Annotated in this window: 16 protein-coding genes; 3 read left to right on the top strand and 13 right to left on the bottom strand. The window is 69.4% G+C overall.

The annotated features are described in order from the left end of the window. Positions 1–19: 19 nt before the first annotated feature. The 3 genes from AC1C2T_RS04915 to AC1C2T_RS04925 all read right to left on the bottom strand — a co-directional run bounded on the left by AC1C2T_RS04915 (position 20) and on the right by AC1C2T_RS04925 (position 3,220). The gene (locus AC1C2T_RS04915) at positions 20–856 is read right to left on the bottom strand and encodes a FadR/GntR family transcriptional regulator (RefSeq protein ID WP_495384450.1); all 837 of its coding nucleotides are present in this window, start codon (positions 854–856) and stop codon (positions 20–22) included. Between the two features lie 97 nt (positions 857–953). Then, on the bottom strand, positions 954–1,988 hold the full coding sequence (locus AC1C2T_RS04920) for an NAD(P)-dependent alcohol dehydrogenase (protein ID WP_495384451.1): 1,035 nt from the start codon (positions 1,986–1,988) through the stop codon (positions 954–956). A 98-nt stretch (positions 1,989–2,086) separates the two neighbouring features. Continuing rightward, on the bottom strand, positions 2,087–3,220 hold the full coding sequence (locus tag AC1C2T_RS04925; RefSeq protein ID WP_495384452.1) for an NYN domain-containing protein: 1,134 nt from the start codon (positions 3,218–3,220) through the stop codon (positions 2,087–2,089). A gap of 174 nt (positions 3,221–3,394) precedes the next feature. Between AC1C2T_RS04925 and AC1C2T_RS04930 the strand changes: the two genes are divergently transcribed. Further along, positions 3,395–3,880 carry a DUF1707 SHOCT-like domain-containing protein gene (locus tag AC1C2T_RS04930; protein WP_495361343.1) on the top strand — a complete coding sequence of 162 codons (486 nt, stop codon included), beginning with the start codon at positions 3,395–3,397 and terminating at the stop codon, positions 3,878–3,880. 210 nt (positions 3,881–4,090) lie between these two features. Here AC1C2T_RS04930 and AC1C2T_RS04935 read toward each other — a convergent pair whose 3' ends face one another. Then, entirely contained in the window at positions 4,091–5,074 is a 984-nt protein-coding gene (locus AC1C2T_RS04935; protein ID WP_495384453.1) for a serine hydrolase domain-containing protein, read from the bottom strand. A gap of 141 nt (positions 5,075–5,215) precedes the next feature. After that, positions 5,216–6,142 carry a 2-hydroxyacid dehydrogenase gene (locus AC1C2T_RS04940; RefSeq protein WP_495384454.1) on the bottom strand — a complete coding sequence of 309 codons (927 nt, stop codon included), beginning with the start codon at positions 6,140–6,142 and terminating at the stop codon, positions 5,216–5,218. Between the two features lie 115 nt (positions 6,143–6,257). Here AC1C2T_RS04940 and AC1C2T_RS04945 point away from each other — a divergent pair, with 115 nt between their 5' ends. Both AC1C2T_RS04945 and AC1C2T_RS04950 read left to right on the top strand, forming a co-directional pair. Next, positions 6,258–6,833, top strand: a complete 576-nt coding sequence (locus tag AC1C2T_RS04945) for a hypothetical protein (protein ID WP_495384455.1) — start codon at positions 6,258–6,260, stop codon at positions 6,831–6,833. A 165-nt stretch (positions 6,834–6,998) separates the two neighbouring features. Further along, positions 6,999–7,484, top strand: a complete 486-nt coding sequence (locus AC1C2T_RS04950) for a pyridoxamine 5'-phosphate oxidase family protein (RefSeq protein ID WP_495361339.1) — start codon at positions 6,999–7,001, stop codon at positions 7,482–7,484. 73 nt (positions 7,485–7,557) lie between these two features. On the opposite strand, the gene AC1C2T_RS04955 is transcribed toward AC1C2T_RS04950, so the two are convergent. From AC1C2T_RS04955 to AC1C2T_RS04990, 8 genes are all read right to left on the bottom strand, one after another. After that, positions 7,558–9,030, bottom strand: a complete 1,473-nt coding sequence (locus tag AC1C2T_RS04955) for a rhamnulokinase (protein ID WP_495361338.1) — start codon at positions 9,028–9,030, stop codon at positions 7,558–7,560. A gap of 130 nt (positions 9,031–9,160) precedes the next feature. Further along, positions 9,161–11,215, bottom strand: a complete 2,055-nt coding sequence (locus AC1C2T_RS04960) for a bifunctional aldolase/short-chain dehydrogenase (RefSeq protein WP_495384456.1) — start codon at positions 11,213–11,215, stop codon at positions 9,161–9,163. A gap of 117 nt (positions 11,216–11,332) precedes the next feature. Next, on the bottom strand, positions 11,333–12,499 hold the full coding sequence (gene rhaI, locus AC1C2T_RS04965) for an L-rhamnose isomerase (RefSeq protein WP_495384457.1): 1,167 nt from the start codon (positions 12,497–12,499) through the stop codon (positions 11,333–11,335). A gap of 73 nt (positions 12,500–12,572) precedes the next feature. After that, positions 12,573–12,938, bottom strand: coding sequence for an L-rhamnose mutarotase (locus tag AC1C2T_RS04970; protein WP_495384458.1), 366 nt, complete (start codon positions 12,936–12,938; stop codon positions 12,573–12,575). A 185-nt stretch (positions 12,939–13,123) separates the two neighbouring features. Next, positions 13,124–14,161, bottom strand: a complete 1,038-nt coding sequence (rhaS, locus tag AC1C2T_RS04975; RefSeq protein ID WP_495361334.1) for a rhamnose ABC transporter substrate-binding protein — start codon at positions 14,159–14,161, stop codon at positions 13,124–13,126. Between the two features lie 64 nt (positions 14,162–14,225). After that, on the bottom strand, positions 14,226–15,296 hold the full coding sequence (locus tag AC1C2T_RS04980) for an ABC transporter permease (protein ID WP_495384459.1): 1,071 nt from the start codon (positions 15,294–15,296) through the stop codon (positions 14,226–14,228). After that, positions 15,296–16,321 carry an ABC transporter permease gene (locus tag AC1C2T_RS04985; RefSeq protein WP_495361332.1) on the bottom strand — a complete coding sequence of 342 codons (1,026 nt, stop codon included), beginning with the start codon at positions 16,319–16,321 and terminating at the stop codon, positions 15,296–15,298. Before AC1C2T_RS04985 ends, AC1C2T_RS04980 begins: the two co-directional genes overlap by 1 nt. Then, positions 16,318–17,844, bottom strand: coding sequence for a sugar ABC transporter ATP-binding protein (locus AC1C2T_RS04990; RefSeq protein ID WP_495361331.1), 1,527 nt, complete (start codon positions 17,842–17,844; stop codon positions 16,318–16,320). Before AC1C2T_RS04990 ends, AC1C2T_RS04985 begins: the two co-directional genes overlap by 4 nt. Between the last annotated feature and the right edge of the window lie 269 nt (positions 17,845–18,113).

The following is an 18,113-nucleotide window of genomic DNA, read 5'->3' on the forward strand; positions in this document are numbered from 1 at the left end:
GGTAGGGGTGCTCGATCCGTCACTCACGCCAGGTGACGCCGGCGGTGCTTGGCATTGGAGACGGGTCGATGGGGTCGATGGGCCTCGTGGCAACGAGCGAGCCACCGGGCATGAACGTTTCGGCGTAGTAGCCCGAGATGTGGTCGTGGGTGCGCGTGCGTGCGGCCGGTGCATCCGCTGCCCGGATCGCCTCGACGATGCCGCGGTGTTCGGTGCGCAGGCGAGCGGATGTCGCATGCCAGTCTGCGATCGCGGCGAGCCCCTCGAGGGCGTAACCCTCGATGCCGCTGCGGAGGCCCGCCATCGTCGCGGTGATCACCTGATTGCCGGATGCCTCAGCGAGCGCCAGGTGGAAGGCGGCGTCGAGCGCGAGGAACTCGGTGGGTGCGAGGTCGGGGGAGTCCATCGCATCGAGCAGAAGCTCGGCCGGGGCGAGGTCGGGAGCGTCTGCCCGAGCAGGCCCGGTCGTCGCGTCAGTCGCGGCTTGGCCGGCCTCGGCGAGGTCGCCGGCAACCGACGTCTCGAGGATGAGCCGGGTGCGCACGATGTCGGCGACCGGGAACCCGCTCGCCGCGACCTGCAGTCGCATGAGCGCGGACATGCCGCCGCCGGGCGTCGCGATGATGATCGCGCCGGAACTCGGGCCCGAGCCGGCTGCCGTGCGGATGAGCCCGAGCACCTCGAGCACACGCAGGGCCTCGCGCACGCTCGAACGGCCGACGCCGAGCTCGGCTGCGAGCGCACGTTCACCGGGGAGGCGGTCGCCCGGGCGGAGGGTGCCCTCGAGCAGTTGCGTCTCGACGTGCTCGAGCACGGTGCGCCAGGCTCGCGGGGTGTCGGATGTCTCAGCGCCCATGCCGATCGTCCCCTCCGCGTTCCTGTGGTCTGACCACAATAGCACGTGTGGTCAGACCACAGGCGGTGCGCGACGGGCTCGCGGTTCGCCGTGGCGGCTACGGCACGATGATCGCCCGGCCGCGTAGCGTGCCGTCGTGCAGCCGACGATAGGCCTCCGGCGCCTCGTCGATCGGGAACACCTCGGTCTCGACCGTCACGAGGCCGGCGCGGGCGAGGTCGAACACCTCGAAGAGCTCGGCGCGCGACCCCCAGTATGGCGCGCGAACCGTCGAGTCGTACGGTGCGCCGAGCATGCCGACCGGCAGCACACCGGTGCCGGCGCCGACGATCACCTGGTCGCTCTCGACTCCGGCGACGCTTCGGCCGAGGTCGATCGTCGGCTGGATGGCGACGAAGTCGAACACCGCCGTCACGGGGCGCCCGCCGGTGACCTCGCGGATCCGTTCCGCGGCATCCGCATCGGAGGCGAAGGCGTGGTGAGCGCCCACCTCGCGGGCGAGGGCGAGCTTCTCCTCGCCGAGGTCGAGTGCGACGACCGTCGACGGCGTGATCGCACGCAGGATCTGGATCGCGACGTGGCCGAGGCCACCGGCGCCGATGACGACTGCCGTCGTGCCCGGCACGAGCTTCGACAGCGACATCTTGATCGCGTGATACGGCGTGAGGCCGGCGTCGGTGAGCGCGACGTTCCGCACGGGATCGAGGTCGCCGAGCGGCAGCAGGTGCCGGTCGCTGCGCACGATCATGTACTCGGCCATCGCCCCAGGTGCACCGAGGCCGGGAGGCGCGATGCCGAGCTCGGCCGCGCGCTCGCAGTAGTTCTCCTTGCCCTGGGCGCACTCGTAGCAGCGGCCGCATCCCTGGGGCCCGTAGACGGCGACGGATTCGCCGATCGCGACGCCAGTGACGCCGTCGCCGAGCTTGTCGACGATGCCGGCGCCCTCGTGGCCGAGCGTAAGCGGCAGGCCGTAGATGTACTGCTCCTCGGTGAGGCTCATCACGAAGCTGTCGGAGTGACAGGCGCCCGCGGCGGTCACCTTCAGCCGCACTTCTCCCGGCCCGGGTTCCGGTACGTCGATCTCGACGACCTCCGGCGATCCGCCGATGGTCCGATACTGCACCGCTTTCATGGCATCCTCCCCAATCGAGGCCGGCGTCTAGGACGCCGGACCATTCCAGTCTGGCCCCCGAGCCTGAACAGTGCCACCGAGCGAGCAGTTGGCGCCAGTCAGTCCTTCTTCGGCCTGATGCGCACCCGGCCCTGGCCCGTCTCGTCGAGCTCGACCACGCCGCCGCGGGACTTCAGGAACTCGGTGAACGAGGCGAAGCCGAGCCGGCGTTCCTGGAAGCTCGGGTCCATGCGCATCATCTGGTTCTTCACCGTGCTCGACGACTGCCATTCCTCGTCGTTCTTGGCATGCAGGAGTTCGAGTGCCTTCAGGAGCAGGCGACCCGGGTTCCGGGGACTTCCGGCGTCGATGTCGTCGGCCGTGGCCGGTGCGGGGTCGGTCGGCGCGACGAACTGCAGCGCGCGCGCAGAAGCGCGCTTCGCCGGCGGCTCCGCCGCCTCGGGCGCTTCGACGGGGGCGCCGTCTGCGGCCTCCGCGACCGACTTCGTCGTCGCACGACGGCGACGGGCGGGAGCGGGAGCGGCCTCCGGCTGGGCCTCGACCGCCGGCTCGACGTCGGCTGCGGCTTCGGGAGCGGCCTTCGCTCGCGTACGGCGGCTGCTCGTGGGGGCGGTCGCGGGTGCGGGCGCCTCCTGAGCCACCTCGGCTGCTTCGTCGTCGCCGACCGCTGCATCGGTCGCGAGCAGTGTGTCGTAGTCGGCGTACTCGTCGCACGCGGCGGTGAGCGCTCGGCTCGTGCCGCCCGCAACTCCGATGCCGACGACGTAGCGACCGAGTCGCTTGGCCTTCTGCGCGAGCGCCACGTAGTCGGAGTCGCCCGCGACGATGACGATGTGCGAGAGGTCGTCGATGCGGAACATGTCTTCCACCGCATCGACGGCGAGCCGGATGTCGGCGCCGTTCTTCGTCGCCGACAGGGGGAACAGCTGCACGAGGTCGACCGCGCGGTCGATGAGCTGGCCGCGATAGCTCGCGTTGATCGGTGTCGACCAGTCGGCATAGGCGCGCGCGATGGCGATCGTGCCGAAGGTGGCGGCGAAGTCGAGCACGGCGTCGATGTCGACGGTGGCTTCGGCGAGCTTCTTGGCCGTTTGCGTTCCCGCGGCGGGCGCCTTGCCGCGAGAGGTGTCTTTGCGATACGCGCTGTCGCCGTGCAGCTGGTCGTAGCGCGAGATCACGATGTTGTCGAAGTCGAAGTACAGGGCTACGCGTGGTTCTGCCGAAGTGGCCATGCCTCGACCCTATGCCTCACACGTGTGCAGAGCCCGAGTACGTGGGTGGACGCCTGCGCGGTGGGAGAGCCTGAGTCCGTTCCCTCTCGCCGCACATGCTCGTTCCGACGGCGCCGAGGCAGACACCCGCGCCCGGGGTAGAGAGCGCGGTGCCGCATACGCCACAGTTGGGGGATGACCGACTACGCGCACCCCGACCGTCCCGATCTGCGGCTGAGCAACGCCGAGCGTGACGCCGCCGTGGCACGACTCGCCGAGGCGCACGCCGAGGGCCGCTTTTCGCCGGCAGAGTATGAGGAACGCTCCGCGGCCGCGCGCGCCGCAGTGACGCGTGGTGACCTCGCCGCGCTCTTCACCGACCTGCCGGCCGAATTGCGTGCCACGACGCCGCTCGCCCCGCCGCCCGCCGCTGACTTCACCACGCCCGTCACGGGGGCACCGGCCTTCACGCCCGAACCGCCCGAGCGCAAGGGGCCGCAACCGCTCGGTGGCGCGATCGGCGCGACCGTCATGGCGCTCGTTCCGTTCCTCGCGCTCGGCCTGTTCTTCCTCACCGGTCACTTCGGAAGCTACGCCTGGTCGTGGATCTGGTTCGCCCTGGTCCCGGTCGCCGGCATCGTCATCTACGGTCCGGGATCCGAGTACCGTCGGCGCAACTGACCCGGGGCTGCGGCACCGGGCTGCGGCACCGCAGTCTGCTGCGCCCGGCCGTCATCGCGCGCAACACCCGGGAATAGGGGCATCCGCTTCGGGTCGTCGGTGTCGAGAGTTCGGTTGTTGCCGTTTGGTGGGCGAGGACTGCACTCTCGGATGGGGGTGCGGGTAAGTACCGCACTCTTGTGAAGGTGACGAGCGATGGAGGGCGGCCGCTCAGGCTGCTGCCGCGACCGCGTTGTGCAGCTCGTCGCCGTCGAGGCCGAGCCGGCCGAACCCGCCGGCGATGTTCGTGAGCAGCACGAAGCACACGTCGCGCGAGGGGGTGATCCAGAACTCGCACCCGGCCCAGCCGCCGTGGCCGTAGCTGTCGCGCGCGAGTAGGCCGGGCGCGTTGTTGCGCAGGTTCCACGCGAAACCCCAGTCCTGGCCGCGCTCGGCCCGGTAGGGCTCGAGCTTCGTCATGCCCGTCGTCAGGGGCCGCAGCATCGCCTCGACGGTGACGGGTGCGACGAGCGCGCCGTCGTTGCGCAGCAGGGCGCTGCCGACGGCGAGCAGGTCGGCGGCACGCCCGAACAGTCCGGCTCCGGGATGGCCGAGCGTCGCGAAGCGCTCGTAGTCGAGACCCTGAGCGGATGCCTCGATGACCTCGTGCGGCGTCGAGCCGACGTCGAGCGTGAAGCCGTCGGCACCCGCCCGTGCCGCGACGGCGGTGACGGTGTCGAACCACGACTCGTCGCCGGCATGCTCGATGAGGGCGGCGACCCCCTCGAAGCCGATGCTCGAATATCGCGTGACGGTACCGGCCGTGAAGTCGCGCCCGGGTGCGAGCAGCAACGAGCGCAGGCCGGGCGTGTCCATCGGAGGTTCGACGATGCCCGAGCTGTGGCTGACGAGGTGTCGAAGCCGCACGACGTCGTCGCGGTCGACCCCGAACTCGGGCACGGCGTTGCTGAGGGGAGTGTCGGGCGTGAGCCGCCCTTGCTCGATGAGCCGCAGGGCGGCGAGGCCGACGAGCGGCTTGGTCACCGAGAAGAGCGGGTAGTGGTCGTCGACGGATGTCGCGCGCCCCCGTTCGGTGCCGAACGCGTCGAGCGCGACGACGCCGGCGCTCGTGGCCATGCCGAGCACCGCCGTCGGCAGTGCCCCGTCGGCGACTCCCCGTCGTACCCAGTCGAAGGCGTGGTCGAAGGTGGGCATGGGGTCCTCTCTCGGGGGCGGGCAGTGTTGCTCCCTGAGCCTGTCGAAGGGGCGGGGCGGGTGGTGTGATGATCGCTTCGACGAGCGAAGGGAGTGGGGGTGTTGCTCCCTGAGCCTGTCGAAGGGGGCGGGGGCGGGCGGTCAGCTGCGATACACGACGTTCAGGGGAGCCTCGCCGCGAAGCATCCGCTCGATCTGCTCACGCAGGAGCCGAGCCATGCGCGGCAGCATCGCGGTCGACGCGCCGCCCACGTGCGGGCTGATGAGCACGTTCGGCAGCGCGAAGAGCGGATGCCCCGCCGGCAGCGGTTCGGGCTCGGTGACGTCGAGGGCGAAGCGGAGCCGGCCGCGTTCGGCCTCGGCGAGGATCGCCCCGGTGTCGGCGACCTTGCCGCGCGCGATGTTCACGACGAGCGCGCCGTCGGGCAGCGCCGCGAGGACGGCTGCGTCGACGAGGCCGGTCGTGGAGTCTGTGAGGGGCACGCCGATGATGACGATCTCGGCGTTCGGCAGCAGGTTCGACAGCTCGTCGATGCCGTGGATGAAGCCCTGCTCGTCGGAGCGGGCGCGACTCGCGACCCGCGTGATCGAGACCTCGAACGGTGCGAGCCGTGCCTCGATCGCGCGACCGACTCCGCCGTAGCCGATGAGCAGCACCCGGCGATCGGCGAGGCTCGCGTGACGAGCGGGCGCCCACCGCCCTTCGGCGGCAGCGCGCACGAAGTCGGGGATACCGCGCTGCGACGCGAGCACGAGGGCGAGCGTCAGCTCGGCGGTCGAGGTCTCGTGCACGCTCGCGGCGTTCGCGAAGACGTGCCCGGGCGGCAGCGCGGCCGGCACATCGTCATAGCCGATCGACTGCGACTGCACGAGCCGGGTCGTGACGCCGTCGAGCGCGCCGAGGCGTGCGGCGGCACCCATGTACGGCGGCACGACGAGGTCGATGCGGTCAGCCGGTGCGGGCCCCGACATATCCCACAGCACGACCTCGGTGCCGACGGGCGGAGCGCCGAGGGCCTCGCGCAACGTGGAGCCGGGAACGGAGACGAGCAGCGGAGCGTCGGTCATGGATCAATCATTTCAGAGCGGAGCGCGTGCCGCTCGCGGCGTACGCGGCGTACGCGCGCACCATCGTGTCGATGCCGAAGTGCCGCCGGTGGGTCCGCCTGCTAGCTTTGCCCTCATGGTGAACGAAGAATCCTCGGGAACCGACGGCGAGCAGGGCGGACGATCGCGCACCAGCCGGGATCGTCACCGGGAATGGCGGCGGCGTCAGCCGCACGAGATGCTCGCCGATGAACTGAAGGAGCGGGTCTACGCCACGTTCACCGGTCTCGCGATCGTCCTCGTGCTGCGCGGTCACGATCCGACGCCGCAGTCCGCGACATTCTCCCTCGCCGTCGGCGTGCTCGGCATCACCGTCGCCGGCCTCGTCGCCGACATCATCGCGCACAGCGCGGCGCACGGGGTATTCCCGAACGGCGAGGAGCTCCGACGGATGTTCCGCGTCGCGGGTGGCGCCCTCGCCTCGGCCTTTGTGCCGATCGTCTTGCTGCTGCTCAGTTGGCCCGGATGGATCCACCTCGAGGCGGCCTTGACGACATCGACGATCGTCTACCTGGGCACGCTGGCCCTCGTCGGCCTCGCCGCGGTGCACCGCACGATGCTTACCTGGTGGGCGCAACTGTTGGCGCTGCTGGCGCTCGTGGCGCTGGGTGCGATCGTCGTCGGTCTGGAGCTCGTGGCGCACGAGGCGTGACATGGCGCGGGCTCGTACCGTCGCGGCGCGAACGCCTGCGCATGAGCGCGCGCAGCCCGTCGAGCGCTGCGAGACGCGCCCGGTCGAGCAGTGGTCACGTCGCGTGGCGTACGGTCGAACCGAACAAAGCTTGACCTAGACAATGTGAAGCGAGAGGAGACTGACATGGTCGACATCACGAACGCCGACGTCTGGAAGGCGATCGAGAGCGTGAACTTCATGGTCGTCGGCATGGTGTCGGCGAAGGGCGAGGCGCGCACCGCGGGTGTCATGCACGTCGTCGCTGACGGCGTGCTCTGGTTCACGACGAACGAGCGCGAGTTCAAGGCGCGCCACATCGCGGCCAACCCCGGTGTCTCGGTGACGGTGCCCATCCCGAAGCGCATCCCGTTCGTGCCGTGGGTGAAGATCCCGGCCGCTTCGATCACATTCGCGGGAGTCGCCGAGATCATCCCCGCCGACGAGATGCCGGGCGACGCGAAACAGGTGCTCCTCCACGGCCTCGATCTGAGCGACGGTGAACGCGGCGCAATCATCGCGATCGGTGTCCGCCCGATCGGCGACTTCGTCACCTACGGCGTGGGCGTCTCGCTGCAAGGCATGCGCGACACCGAACTCGCACGCGGCCGAACAGCTTCGGCGCGAAGGTGAGCATCATCACGACGAGTCCGGCCGACAGCGCGAGCCACGACCAGATCCAGCCCACCGAGCGGCCCTTGGCGTTCTAGATCGAGGGTGTATAGCGTCGCGGCGCGAACGCCGCAGCGACGAGTGCACGGAGCGCTTCGAGATCGCCGCTCGCGAAGCCCTGCGCCCGCGCCTGCACGAGCACATTGCCGATCGCCGTCGCCTCGACGGGGCCGGCGAACACCGGCAGTCCGGCGCGGTCGGCGGTGCGCTGGCAGAGCAGCTCGTTGAGCGCCCCACCGCCCACCACGTGGATCGTCTCGACGTCGACGCCCGAAAGGATCGAGGCGTCGCGCACGGCCAGGGCGAATGCCTCGGCGAGGCTCTCGACGATCGAACGGGCGAACTCCGCTCGCGACGCCGGTGCGGCGACGCCCTGCTCGCCGCACCACTCGGCGATGCGGCCGGGCAGGTCGCCGGGTGCCAGGAATCGGGGGTCGTCGACGTCGAACACGGCAACGGGCGCGGTGACGGATGCCGCGGCCGCCAGTAACTCGGGCAGGTCGATCCGTTCGCCGTCCCGCTCCCACCAACGCACCGACTCCGACAGCAGCCAGAGGCCCATGACGTTGTGCAGGAATCGTACCCGGCCGTCGACACCGCCCTCGTTCGTGAAGTTCGCGTCGCGCGCGGCATCCGTCAGCACCGGGCGTTCGACCTCGACGCCGACGAGCCCCCACGTGCCGCACGAGATGTACGCGGCCGACTCGGGCCGCATCGGCACGGCGACGACGGCCGAGGCCGTGTCGTGCGAACCGACGGCGATGACCTCGAGCGGATGCCGCGAGCCGATGCCGAGCTCGGCGGCGACGGAGGCGCGCAGCGGGCCGAAAGATTCGCCTGGGCTGATGAGGGGGGCGAAGACGGATGCCGGGAGCCCGAGCCGCTCGATGAGTTCGTCGTCCCACTCGCCCGATTCGACGCCGACGAGTCCCGTGGTCGAGGCGTTCGTTCGTTCGGACAGGCGCGCGCCGGTGAGCTGGAACCCGACCAGGTCGGGCACGAGGAGGAGTGAATCGGCGAAGCCGAGCCAGCTCTTGGAGGCACCGTCGTTGCTGTCGCGTTCTGCGAGCTGCTCGGCGGCGAGCTGGTACAGCGTGTTGAACGGCAGGAACTGCAGCCCGTTGCGACGGTAGAGCTCGTCGAACGGCGCGATGGCGTGTACCGCTTCGACCCCGGCGGCGGCGCGTTCGTCGCGGTAGTGGAACGGCTCGCCGAGCATGCGGTTGCCGCGCAGCAGCGCGTAGTCGACGGCCCACGAGTCGACGCCGATCGACGCGACCTCGGGCTCCTCGCGGAGCGCCTGCGCGAGTCCGGTGGTGATGCTGCGGTAGAGCCCCGCGAAATCCCAGTGCAGGCCGGAGGCGAGCCGCACGGGCTCGTTCGCGAATCGTGCGACCTGGCGGATCTCGAGTGACCCGGCGCCGCGCCCGTCGACGTGGCCGAGTACGACGCGCCCGCTCGTTGCCCCGAGGTCGACTGCCGCGACGGTGCCGTGGGCCCCGCTCACCTCGAGCTCCGTTCGCCGAGTGGAGCCCGACGACCCTTCGACCGGCTCAGGGAGCGGAGAGCGCGCATCGAGACGCCGTGCGAGATCTCGATGCGCTCGCCGGCGCTCGCTACTCGATCAGCGTGTGCGCTCACCGCAGGAACGCCGCCGCGACGCCCGCGTCGACGGGGATGTGCAGGCCGGTCGTGTGCGAGAGCTCGGGCCCGGTGAGCACGATGACCGCGTTGGCGACGTGCTCGGGGAGCACCTCGCGCTTGAGGATCGTGCGCTGGGCGTAGAACTTGCCGAGATCCTGCTCTTCGATGCCGTAGGTCTTGGCGCGGTTCGCGCCCCAACCCGAGGCGAAGATGCCCGAGCCGCGCACGACGCCGTCGGGGTTGATGCCGTTGACCTTGATGCCGTACTCGCCGAGCTCGACCGCGAGCAGGCGCACCTGGTGGGCCTGGTCGGCCTTCGTCGCCGAGTAGGCGATGTTGTTCGGCCCCGCGAAGACCGAGTTCTTCGACGAGATGTAGATGATGTCGCCGCCGAGGCCCTGGTCGATGAGCACGCGCGCGGCGGCCTTCGACACGAGGAACGAGCCCTTCGCCATGACGTCGTGCTGCAGGTCCCAGTCGGCTTCGGTGGTCTCGAGCAGGGGCTTCGAGAGCGACAGGCCGGCGTTGTTGACGATGAGGTCGAGGCCGCCGAAGGCGAGCAGGGCGTCGTCGATCGCGCGCTGCACGGCTTCGCCGTCGGTCACGTTCGCGGCGACGCCGATCGCGACATCCGTGGTGCCGAGTTCTGCGGCGGCGGCCTGCGCCTTGTCGAGGTCGAGGTCGGCGATGACGACGCAGGCGCCCTCGGCAGCGAGGCGGGTGGCGATGGCCTTGCCGATGCCGGATGCCGCGCCGGTGACGAGCGCGATGCGGCCGGCGTGCGGCTTCGGCTTCGGCATGCGCTGGAGCTTGGCCTCTTCGAGCGCCCAGTACTCGATCGCGAACTTCTCGGCGTCGCTGATGGGGGAGTAGGTCGAGAGCGCCTCGGCGCCGCGCATGACGTTGATCGCGTTGACGTAGAACTCGCCGGCGACGCGGGCCGTCTGCTTGTTCGCGCCGTAGCTGAACATGCCGACGCCCGGGATCAGCACGATGAGCGGGTCGGCGCCGCGGATCGCGGGCGACGCCGGTTCGCTCGCTGAGCCCGTCGAAGCGTACGCGTCGTAGTACGCCTGGTAGTCGGCGCGATACTCCTCGTGCAGCTCCTGCAGGCGCGCGACGGATGCCTCGATACTCGCGTCTGCCGGCAGGTCGAGCACCATCGGCTTGACCTTGGTGCGCAGGAAGTGATCGGGGCAGCTCGTGCCGAGTGCGGCGAGCCGCGGGTGCTCGGCGCGCGCGAGGAAGTCGAGCACCTCGGGTGCGTCGGTGAAGTGGCCGACCATGGGCTTGTCGTGCGAGGCGAGGCCGCGGATCGTCGCCGCGAGGGCGGCGGCCTTCGCACGGCGTTCGGATGCTTCCAGCGGCGCGTAGCCCTCGAGCTCGGTGCCGAACGGGTCGGCCTTGCCGTGCTCGGCGATGTAGGCCGCGGCGGTGTCGATGATCCAGAGCGAGTTGCGCTCGGCCTCGTCGGAGGTGTCGCCCCACGCCGTGATGCCGTGGCCGCCGAGGATGCAGCCGATCGCCTGCGGGTTCGCGGCCTTGATCGCGGCGATGTCGAGGCCGAGCTGGAAGCCCGGGCGGCGCCACGGCACCCAGACGACCTTGTCGCCGAAGATCTTCTGCGTGAGCTCCTCGCCATCGGCGGCCGTCGCGATCGCGATGCCCGAGTCGGGGTGCAGATGGTCGACGTGCGCAGCGTCGACGAGGCCGTGCATGGCCGTGTCGATCGAAGGTGCAGCGCCGCCCTTGCCATGGAGCGTGTAGTCGAACGCGGCGACCATCTCGTCTTCGCGATCGACGCCGGGGTACACGTCGACGAGGGCGCGCAGGCGGTCGAGCCGCAGCACCGCGAGCCCCTGCTCGGTGAGCGTGCCGAGGTCGCCGCCCGAGCCCTTCACCCACATGAGCTCGACGGGCTCGCCCGTGACCGGGTCGGTCTCGGTGCCCTTGGCCGACGTGTTGCCGCCGGCGTAGTTCGTGTTCTTCGGATCGGCGCCGAGGCGGTTCGACCGTGCGATGAGGTCGGCTGCTGCCTGGTTCGTCATGAGGAGGTTCCTTCGGTGGTGCGGAGGGTGGCGGTGGTCTGGGTGCCGGATCGGAGTGGTCCGGTCGCGTCTGGAGTGAACCCGCGGGCGATCCAGCCCGCGTCTCGCGGGAGTCCCTCAGGCGCCCCAGCCGGCCTGCACGCCGCCGACGCGGTCGGCGGCGATCTTCGCAAGATAGCCGGATGCCGCGAACGCCGCCATCGGGTCGGCGGGCAGACCCCGCGACTCGCGCCACTCGGCCAGGGCCGGTCGCACGTCGGTGTAGAACGCGTCCATGAAGATGCGGTTGGCCTCGAGCACATCGCCCGACAGCTGCGCCGCCCGGAGTGCCTCGGTGTCGACGAGGAGGGCGCGGGCGGTCATCTCCTGCACGTTCAGCACGGAGCGGATCTGACCGGGCACCTTGTCTTCGATGTTGTGGCACTGGTCGAGCATGAACGCCACGTCGGGGTTGTTCAGGCCGCCGCCGCGGATGACCTCGAAGAGGATGCGGAACAGCTGGTACGGGTCGGCCGCGCCGACGATGAGGTCGTCGTCGGCGTAGAAGCGCGAGTTGAAGTCGAAGGAGCCGAGCTTGCCGAGGCGAAGCAGCTGCATGACGATGAACTCGATGTTGGTGCCCGGCGCGTGGTGTCCGGTGTCGAGGCAGACCATCGCCTTGTCGCCGAGTGCGGCGACCTGCACGTAGCTCGTGCCCCAGTCGGGAACGTCGGTGTGGTAGAACGCCGGCTCGAAGAACTTGTACTCGAGCACGAAGCGCTGCTCGTCGCCGAGGCGCGCGTAGATCTCGCTGAGCGACTCGTGCAGGCGGTCCTGACGGCCGCGCAGGTCGGCCTGGCCCGGGTAGTTCGAGCCCTCGGCGAGCCAGATCTTCAGGTCGCGCGAGCCCGTCGCGTGCATGATGTCGATGCACTCGAGGTGGTGGTCGATCGCCTTGCGGCGCACGGCGGCGTTTTCGTGGGTGAGCGCGCCGAACTTGTAGTCGTCGTCTTGGAAGGTGTTCGAGTTGACGGTGCCGAGGCTGACTCCGTGGTCTTCGGCGTACGTGCGCAGCACGCCGTAGTCGTCGACCTTGTCCCACGGGATGTGCAGCGCCACGGTCGGGGCGAGCGCGGTGAACTTGTGCACCTGCGCGGCATCCGCGATCTTCTCGAACGGGTCGCGAGGGGTGCCGGGCGTCGCGAACACCTTGAAGCGGGTGCCCGAGTTTCCGAACGCCCACGAGGGCAGCTCGATGGCCTGCCGGCCGAGCTGGCCGAGGATGTCGCTAGAGAGGATGCTCACGAGTGGCTCTTTCCGGTGTGTCTGTTGGTCGGTCTGGTGCGCGGGGCCGATGGCAGCGCGCTGGTGTGGTCGTTCACTGCTCGTCGCCGAGCGCGGCGAGTTGGTCTTCGAGGTGGAACACCTCGGGGAGTCTGGGGGCGGCCTGGTCGGGGCGTCCGCCGAGGGAGATGAAGAATTCGGCCATGTCGGCCTCCCAGGCCGCGGTGCGCGGGTCGAGTTCGAGGGACGCCTTGGATGCCGCGTCGTCGTCGGTCTCGTAATACCCGATGAGGAGGCCGTCGGGGCGGAGGAAGAGGGAGTAGTTGCGACGACCGGATGCCTCGATCGCGCGTAGCATCTCGGGCCAGACGGTCGCGTGGCGGGTGCGGTATTCGTCGAGGCGCGCGGGGTCGACCTGCAATTGGAAGCAGACCCGTTCGCTGGCGTGCGTCGCGCTCATCCTCGAGCTCCGTCCCGTTCCGAATATTTCTGAATCGTTTCAATACTAAGGTCTGCGCGCCGAGTCCGCAACTGGACCGGCATCAGGAATGCGCTTTCTGCGTCGAGTTCACGTGTGCGGCCGTGCTGGAGAAAAGGGTGAGGCCCGGCCGAATGGATCCGGCCGGGCCCCGCCCCCGCGATCGACTAGAAGTCGAAGTCGCCGATGTTCTCCGCGTCGAACACGTACGGGTCACCGAGCAGCACGACGCCGTCAGCTCCGACCGTGTACTCGCCGAGCTTGCCGGCGTCGAAGGTGTCGCCCTCGGCTCCGGTGATGTCGCCTTCGATGAGCGCCTTCGCTGCGAACGCCGAGAGGTAGCCGAGGTCGGCCGGGTTCCACAGGGCGAACGCCGTGACGGTGCCGTCTTCGACGTACTCGCGCATCTGGTTCGGGGTGCCGAGGCCGGTCAGTGCGACCTTGCCCTTGTACTCCGAGGTCTGCAGGTAGCGCGCGGCCGCGGCGATTCCGACGGTCGTCGGCGAGACGATGCCCTTGAGGTTCGGGTGGGTCTGCAGCAGCGCCGCCGTCTTGTCGAACGAGGTCTGGTCGTCGTCGTCACCGTAGACGACCTCGACGACCGCGATGTCGGGGTGGCTCGCGGCGAGCTCTTCCTTCATGAGCTCGATCCAGGCGTTCTGGTTCGTGGCGTTGGCCGATGCCGACAGCACGGCGATCTCGCCCGCATCGCCGATCTGCTCGGCGATGAGGTCGACCTGCACCTTGGCGATGCCCTCGGAGTCGGCCTGGTTCACGAACAGGTCGCGGCAGTCGGCGTTGGTGTCGGAGTCGAACGTGACGACCTTGACACCGGCGTCACGCGCCTCGTTCAATGCGTCGCAGATCGCCTTCGGGTCGTTCGCCGAGACGGCGATCGCGCCGACGCCCTGCTGGGTGAGCGTGTTGATGTAGCTGACCTGGCCGTCGGGCGTCGCCTCGGCGGGTCCGACCTCGGCGAACGTGCCGCCGAACTCCTCGATCGCCTCTTCGCCACCGGCGTTCGAGGTGTCGAAGTACGGGTTTCCGAGGTTCTTCGGCAGGAACGTGATGGCCAGGTTGCCGCCGTCGCCCTCGCCTTCGCCGCCGGTGCCCGAGTCGCCGGCAGCACAGCCGGTCGCCACGAGCGCGATGCTCACCGCGAGTGCGGCGAGCGCCGCGACGCGGGTCTTCTTCTGAAACAACATCGTTGTTCGTCCCTTCATTGGATGGCGTCGATGTGCTGTTCGCATCGACGGTGGTGCGGTCTGGTTACCCTGCTGTGGAGACCTCGACGCGCGGTTTTCCCCCCGACGCCTGCCGCTGCGACTGTCGTCGCCCTTGCAGCCAGGCCAGGAAGCTCGAAGACACCACCGAGATCACGAGCAGGGCCCCGGTGATGATGTTGATGACGTCGGATGTGACGTTCGCGAGCCGCAGTGCGCTCGCGAGCACGCCGATGAGCAGCACGCCGGCGACGACGCCGTGAAGCGCGCCGCGGCCGCCGAAGACGCTCACGCCGCCGAGCACGACTGCGGCGATGACCTGCAGTTCCATGCCGGTCGCGTTGTCGCCGCGGGCGCTGCCGAAGCGCAGCGTGTAGTAGATGCCCGCGAGCGCCGAGACGAGGCCGGCGAACACGAAGAGGATGAACTTCGTACGTGCCACGTTCACACCCGAGAAGGCCGCGGCCTCCTTCGAGAGGCCGATCGCGTAGATGCCGCGGCCGAACGGCGTGAAGTGCAGGAGCACCGCGAACGCGACGAGCAGTACGAGGAACGGGATGATGACGAGCGGGATGCCGGTGGCGCCGAGCTTCGCCTTGGCGAGGTCGGTCCAGAACTCGGGGAAGTCGGTGACCGCGGTCGTGCCGAGCAGGCCGACGGCGAGCCCGCGGAAGAGTGCGAGTGTGCCGATCGTGACGGCCAGGGAGGGCAGGCCGACGACGGTGACGAGGAAGCCGTTGACCGCACCGCCGATGCCGCCGACGAGGAGGGCGATGAGGGCCGCCACCTCGAAGGGCATGCCGCCCTGGCTGAGCACGCCGGTCACGACGCTCGAGAGTCCGACGACGCTCGCGACCGAGAGGTCGATCTCGCCCGTGATCATGATGAGGGTCATGGGCAGCGCGATGAGCAGAATCGGCGCGACGTCGAGGATGAGGTAGGTCGTCGTGATCGGCTGGGCGAACCCGCGCACGGTCAGCGATGCGACGACGACGACGATCACGAGCAGGGCGATGATCGCCATTTCGCGGGTCAGCAGCACCCGCTTCCAGAGCGGCCGGTCGTAATCCCGGTAGCGGCGCGTCGCCGTGCCGGTCGAGTGGATGAGGCTCGTCATCAGCTTTCGTCCCTTGCTTCGAGGAGCTTGCGTTTCTGGCGCACGGCGAGCACGCGGTCGAGCACGATCGCACCGATGATGAGCACACCGACGACGGCGCGTTGCCAGAAGTCGGGGATGCCGAGGATCGGCAGGGCCCGGTTGATCGTGAGCAGCAGCACCGCACCGATCGCCGCGCCCCAGACCGAGCCGACGCCGCCCACGATCGCGACGCCGCCGATGACGGCGGCACCGACCGCGTCGAGCTCCCAGCCCGAGCCAGCTTGCGAGTTGATCGTGCCGTAGCGGGCGGCGTAGAGCACCCCGCCGAGTCCGGCCAGCGCGCCCGAGAGCACGAACGCGGTCAGGAGGCGACGCGTGATGCGCAGGCCGTAGAGCTCTGCCGCCGCAGGGTCGGAGCCGATCGCGTAGAACTCGCGGCCGCCGCGGGTGTTCTTCATGTACCAGGCGGCGATCACGAGCACGACGAACGCGATGATCGTGAGGATCGGGATGGTGAAGATCTGCCCCGTGCCGAGTGCGAGGAAGTCCTTCGGCAGGTCGGAGGCGTTCACCCGATCGCTGCCGGTCCAGAGTACGTTGATGCCGCGGTAGGCGTAGAGGGTGCCGAGGGTGATGACCATCGCCGGCACCTTCGCGAATGCGACGAGCGCGCCGTTGATCAGGCCGAGGAGCCCGCCGAATGCCATCGCGATGACGAACACCACGATGATCGGGATGCCTGGGATGTCGATGAACAGTCGCCCGGTCAGGTAGGCGGTCAGGCCGAGCACCGAGCCGACCGAGAGGTCGACGTTGCGGGTGATCAGCACGATCGCCTGCCCGATGGCCACGAGCACCAGGATCGACGGCGTCAGCAGCAGGTCGCGCCATCCGTCGGTGCTGAACAGGAAGTTCGGGTTCGCGGCGGTCGCCGCGATCACGACGATGACGAGGGCGAGCAGGATGCCGAGTTCACGGGCCTTGCCGATGGCGCCGAGGCGCTTCGTCACGTTGGAGGTCGGGGTGGTGGTCGCGGTGCTCACGAGTGCTGCTCCTCGGCGTGGGTCGCGGCGAACATGACGTTCTCGGATGTCGCGTCGGCGCGGTCGATCTCGGCGGTGATGCGCCCCTCGCGCATCACCAGCACCCGATCGGCCATGCCGAGCACCTCGGGCAGTTCGGAGGAGATCATGAGGATGCCCATACCCTGGCCGGCGAGCTCGGAGAGCAGGCGATGCACTTCGGACTTCGTGCCGACGTCGATGCCTCGGGTCGGCTCGTCGATGATGAGCACTGTCGGCTCGGTGGCGAGCCACTTGCCGAGCACGACCTTCTGCTGGTTGCCGCCCGAGAGTGTGCCCGCGATGGTGCTGAGCGCACTGGCCTTCACCTCGAGCCGGCTCGCCCAGACCTGCGCCGCCCGGTTCTCGATGCTCGAGGTGATGAGACCGAACCTGGCGAGCTGCTCGCGGATCGCGAGCGTGGTGTTGTGCGAGACGCTCGAGTCGAGCACGAGGCCCTGCTTGCGGCGATCCTCTGGCACGAGGGCGAGGCCCTGGCGCATCGCCGCGGTCGGGTTCTTCGCGGGCACCGGCTTGCCGCTGAGGCGCACGGTGCCTGCCTGGTAGGGGTCGACGCCGAAGATCGCGCGGGCGACCTCGCTGCGGCCCGCGCCGACGAGGCCGGCGAGGCCGACGATCTCACCTGCGCGAACAGTGAAGCTGATGTCGTGGAAGATGCCCGCGCTCGTGAGGCCGTCGACCTCGAGCAGTGGAGCACCGATCGTCGCGGGCTGCTTCGGGAAGAGGTCGGTGACCTCGCGCCCGACCATCTGCTTCACGATCTCGTCGACGCTCGTGTCGGCGATGCGGCTCGTGGAGATGTACGAGCCGTCGCGCATCACGGTGACGGTGTCGCAGAGGTCGAAGACCTCGTCGAACCGGTGCGAGATGAAGATGAGCGCACGCCCTTCGTCGCGCAGGCTCCGGGCGATCTGGAAGAGACGGTCGACCTCGACGCCCGAGAGGGCGGCGGTCGGCTCATCCATGATGAGCACCTTCGCGTCGAGTGAGATGGCCTTGGCGATCTCGATGACCTGCTGGTCGGCGATCGAGAGGCCCTCGGCCGGACGGTCGGGGTCGATGCGCACGCCGAGACGCTGGAACAGCCCGTCGACCTCGCTCCGCATCGCCTTGCGGTCGATGCGGCCGAAGCGGCCGGTGGGCTGGCGGCCCATGAAGACGTTCTCGGTGACCGAGAGGTCGGGGAAGAGCGTGGGCTCCTGATAGATGACCGCGATGCCCGCGGCCTTCGACTCGGCGGTCGAGGTGAAGTCGACGTCGTCGCCGCCGAAGCGGAAGACACCTGCGTCGCGGCGGTAGAGGCCGGCGACGATCTTCACGAGCGTCGACTTGCCGGCGCCGTTCTCGCCGACGAGGGCGTGGATGGAGCCCGCGTACACCTCGATCGTGGCCGAGCGGAGCGCCACGACGGACCCGAACGACTTCTCGACGTCGCGGAGTTCCAACGCCGGGGCGTGGCCGGGGTTCTCGGGGGGAATCGTCATTGATCTGGACCTCAACTGCGGCGAGCCACTGTGCGGATGGGAAGCGAATCGGGTTGAATCGTTTCACGGGAGTGCTTGAAATGTACGTCGAACGCGCCGGTGGTGTCAAGTCGCGGCGGGCGGTTCTGCCGGTCGTGGGTGCGGTCGATCGGCAAGTCGTGCTCGGCGCCCGAATCCGCACCGACCGACCCCGCGTCGCCGCTCTGTGATAGGTTCGTCGAACCGACACTTTTTGAATCGTTTCAAGCGATTCGCACGCGTGCGGGACG

The organism is Agromyces sp. Y558, from assembly GCF_059445415.1.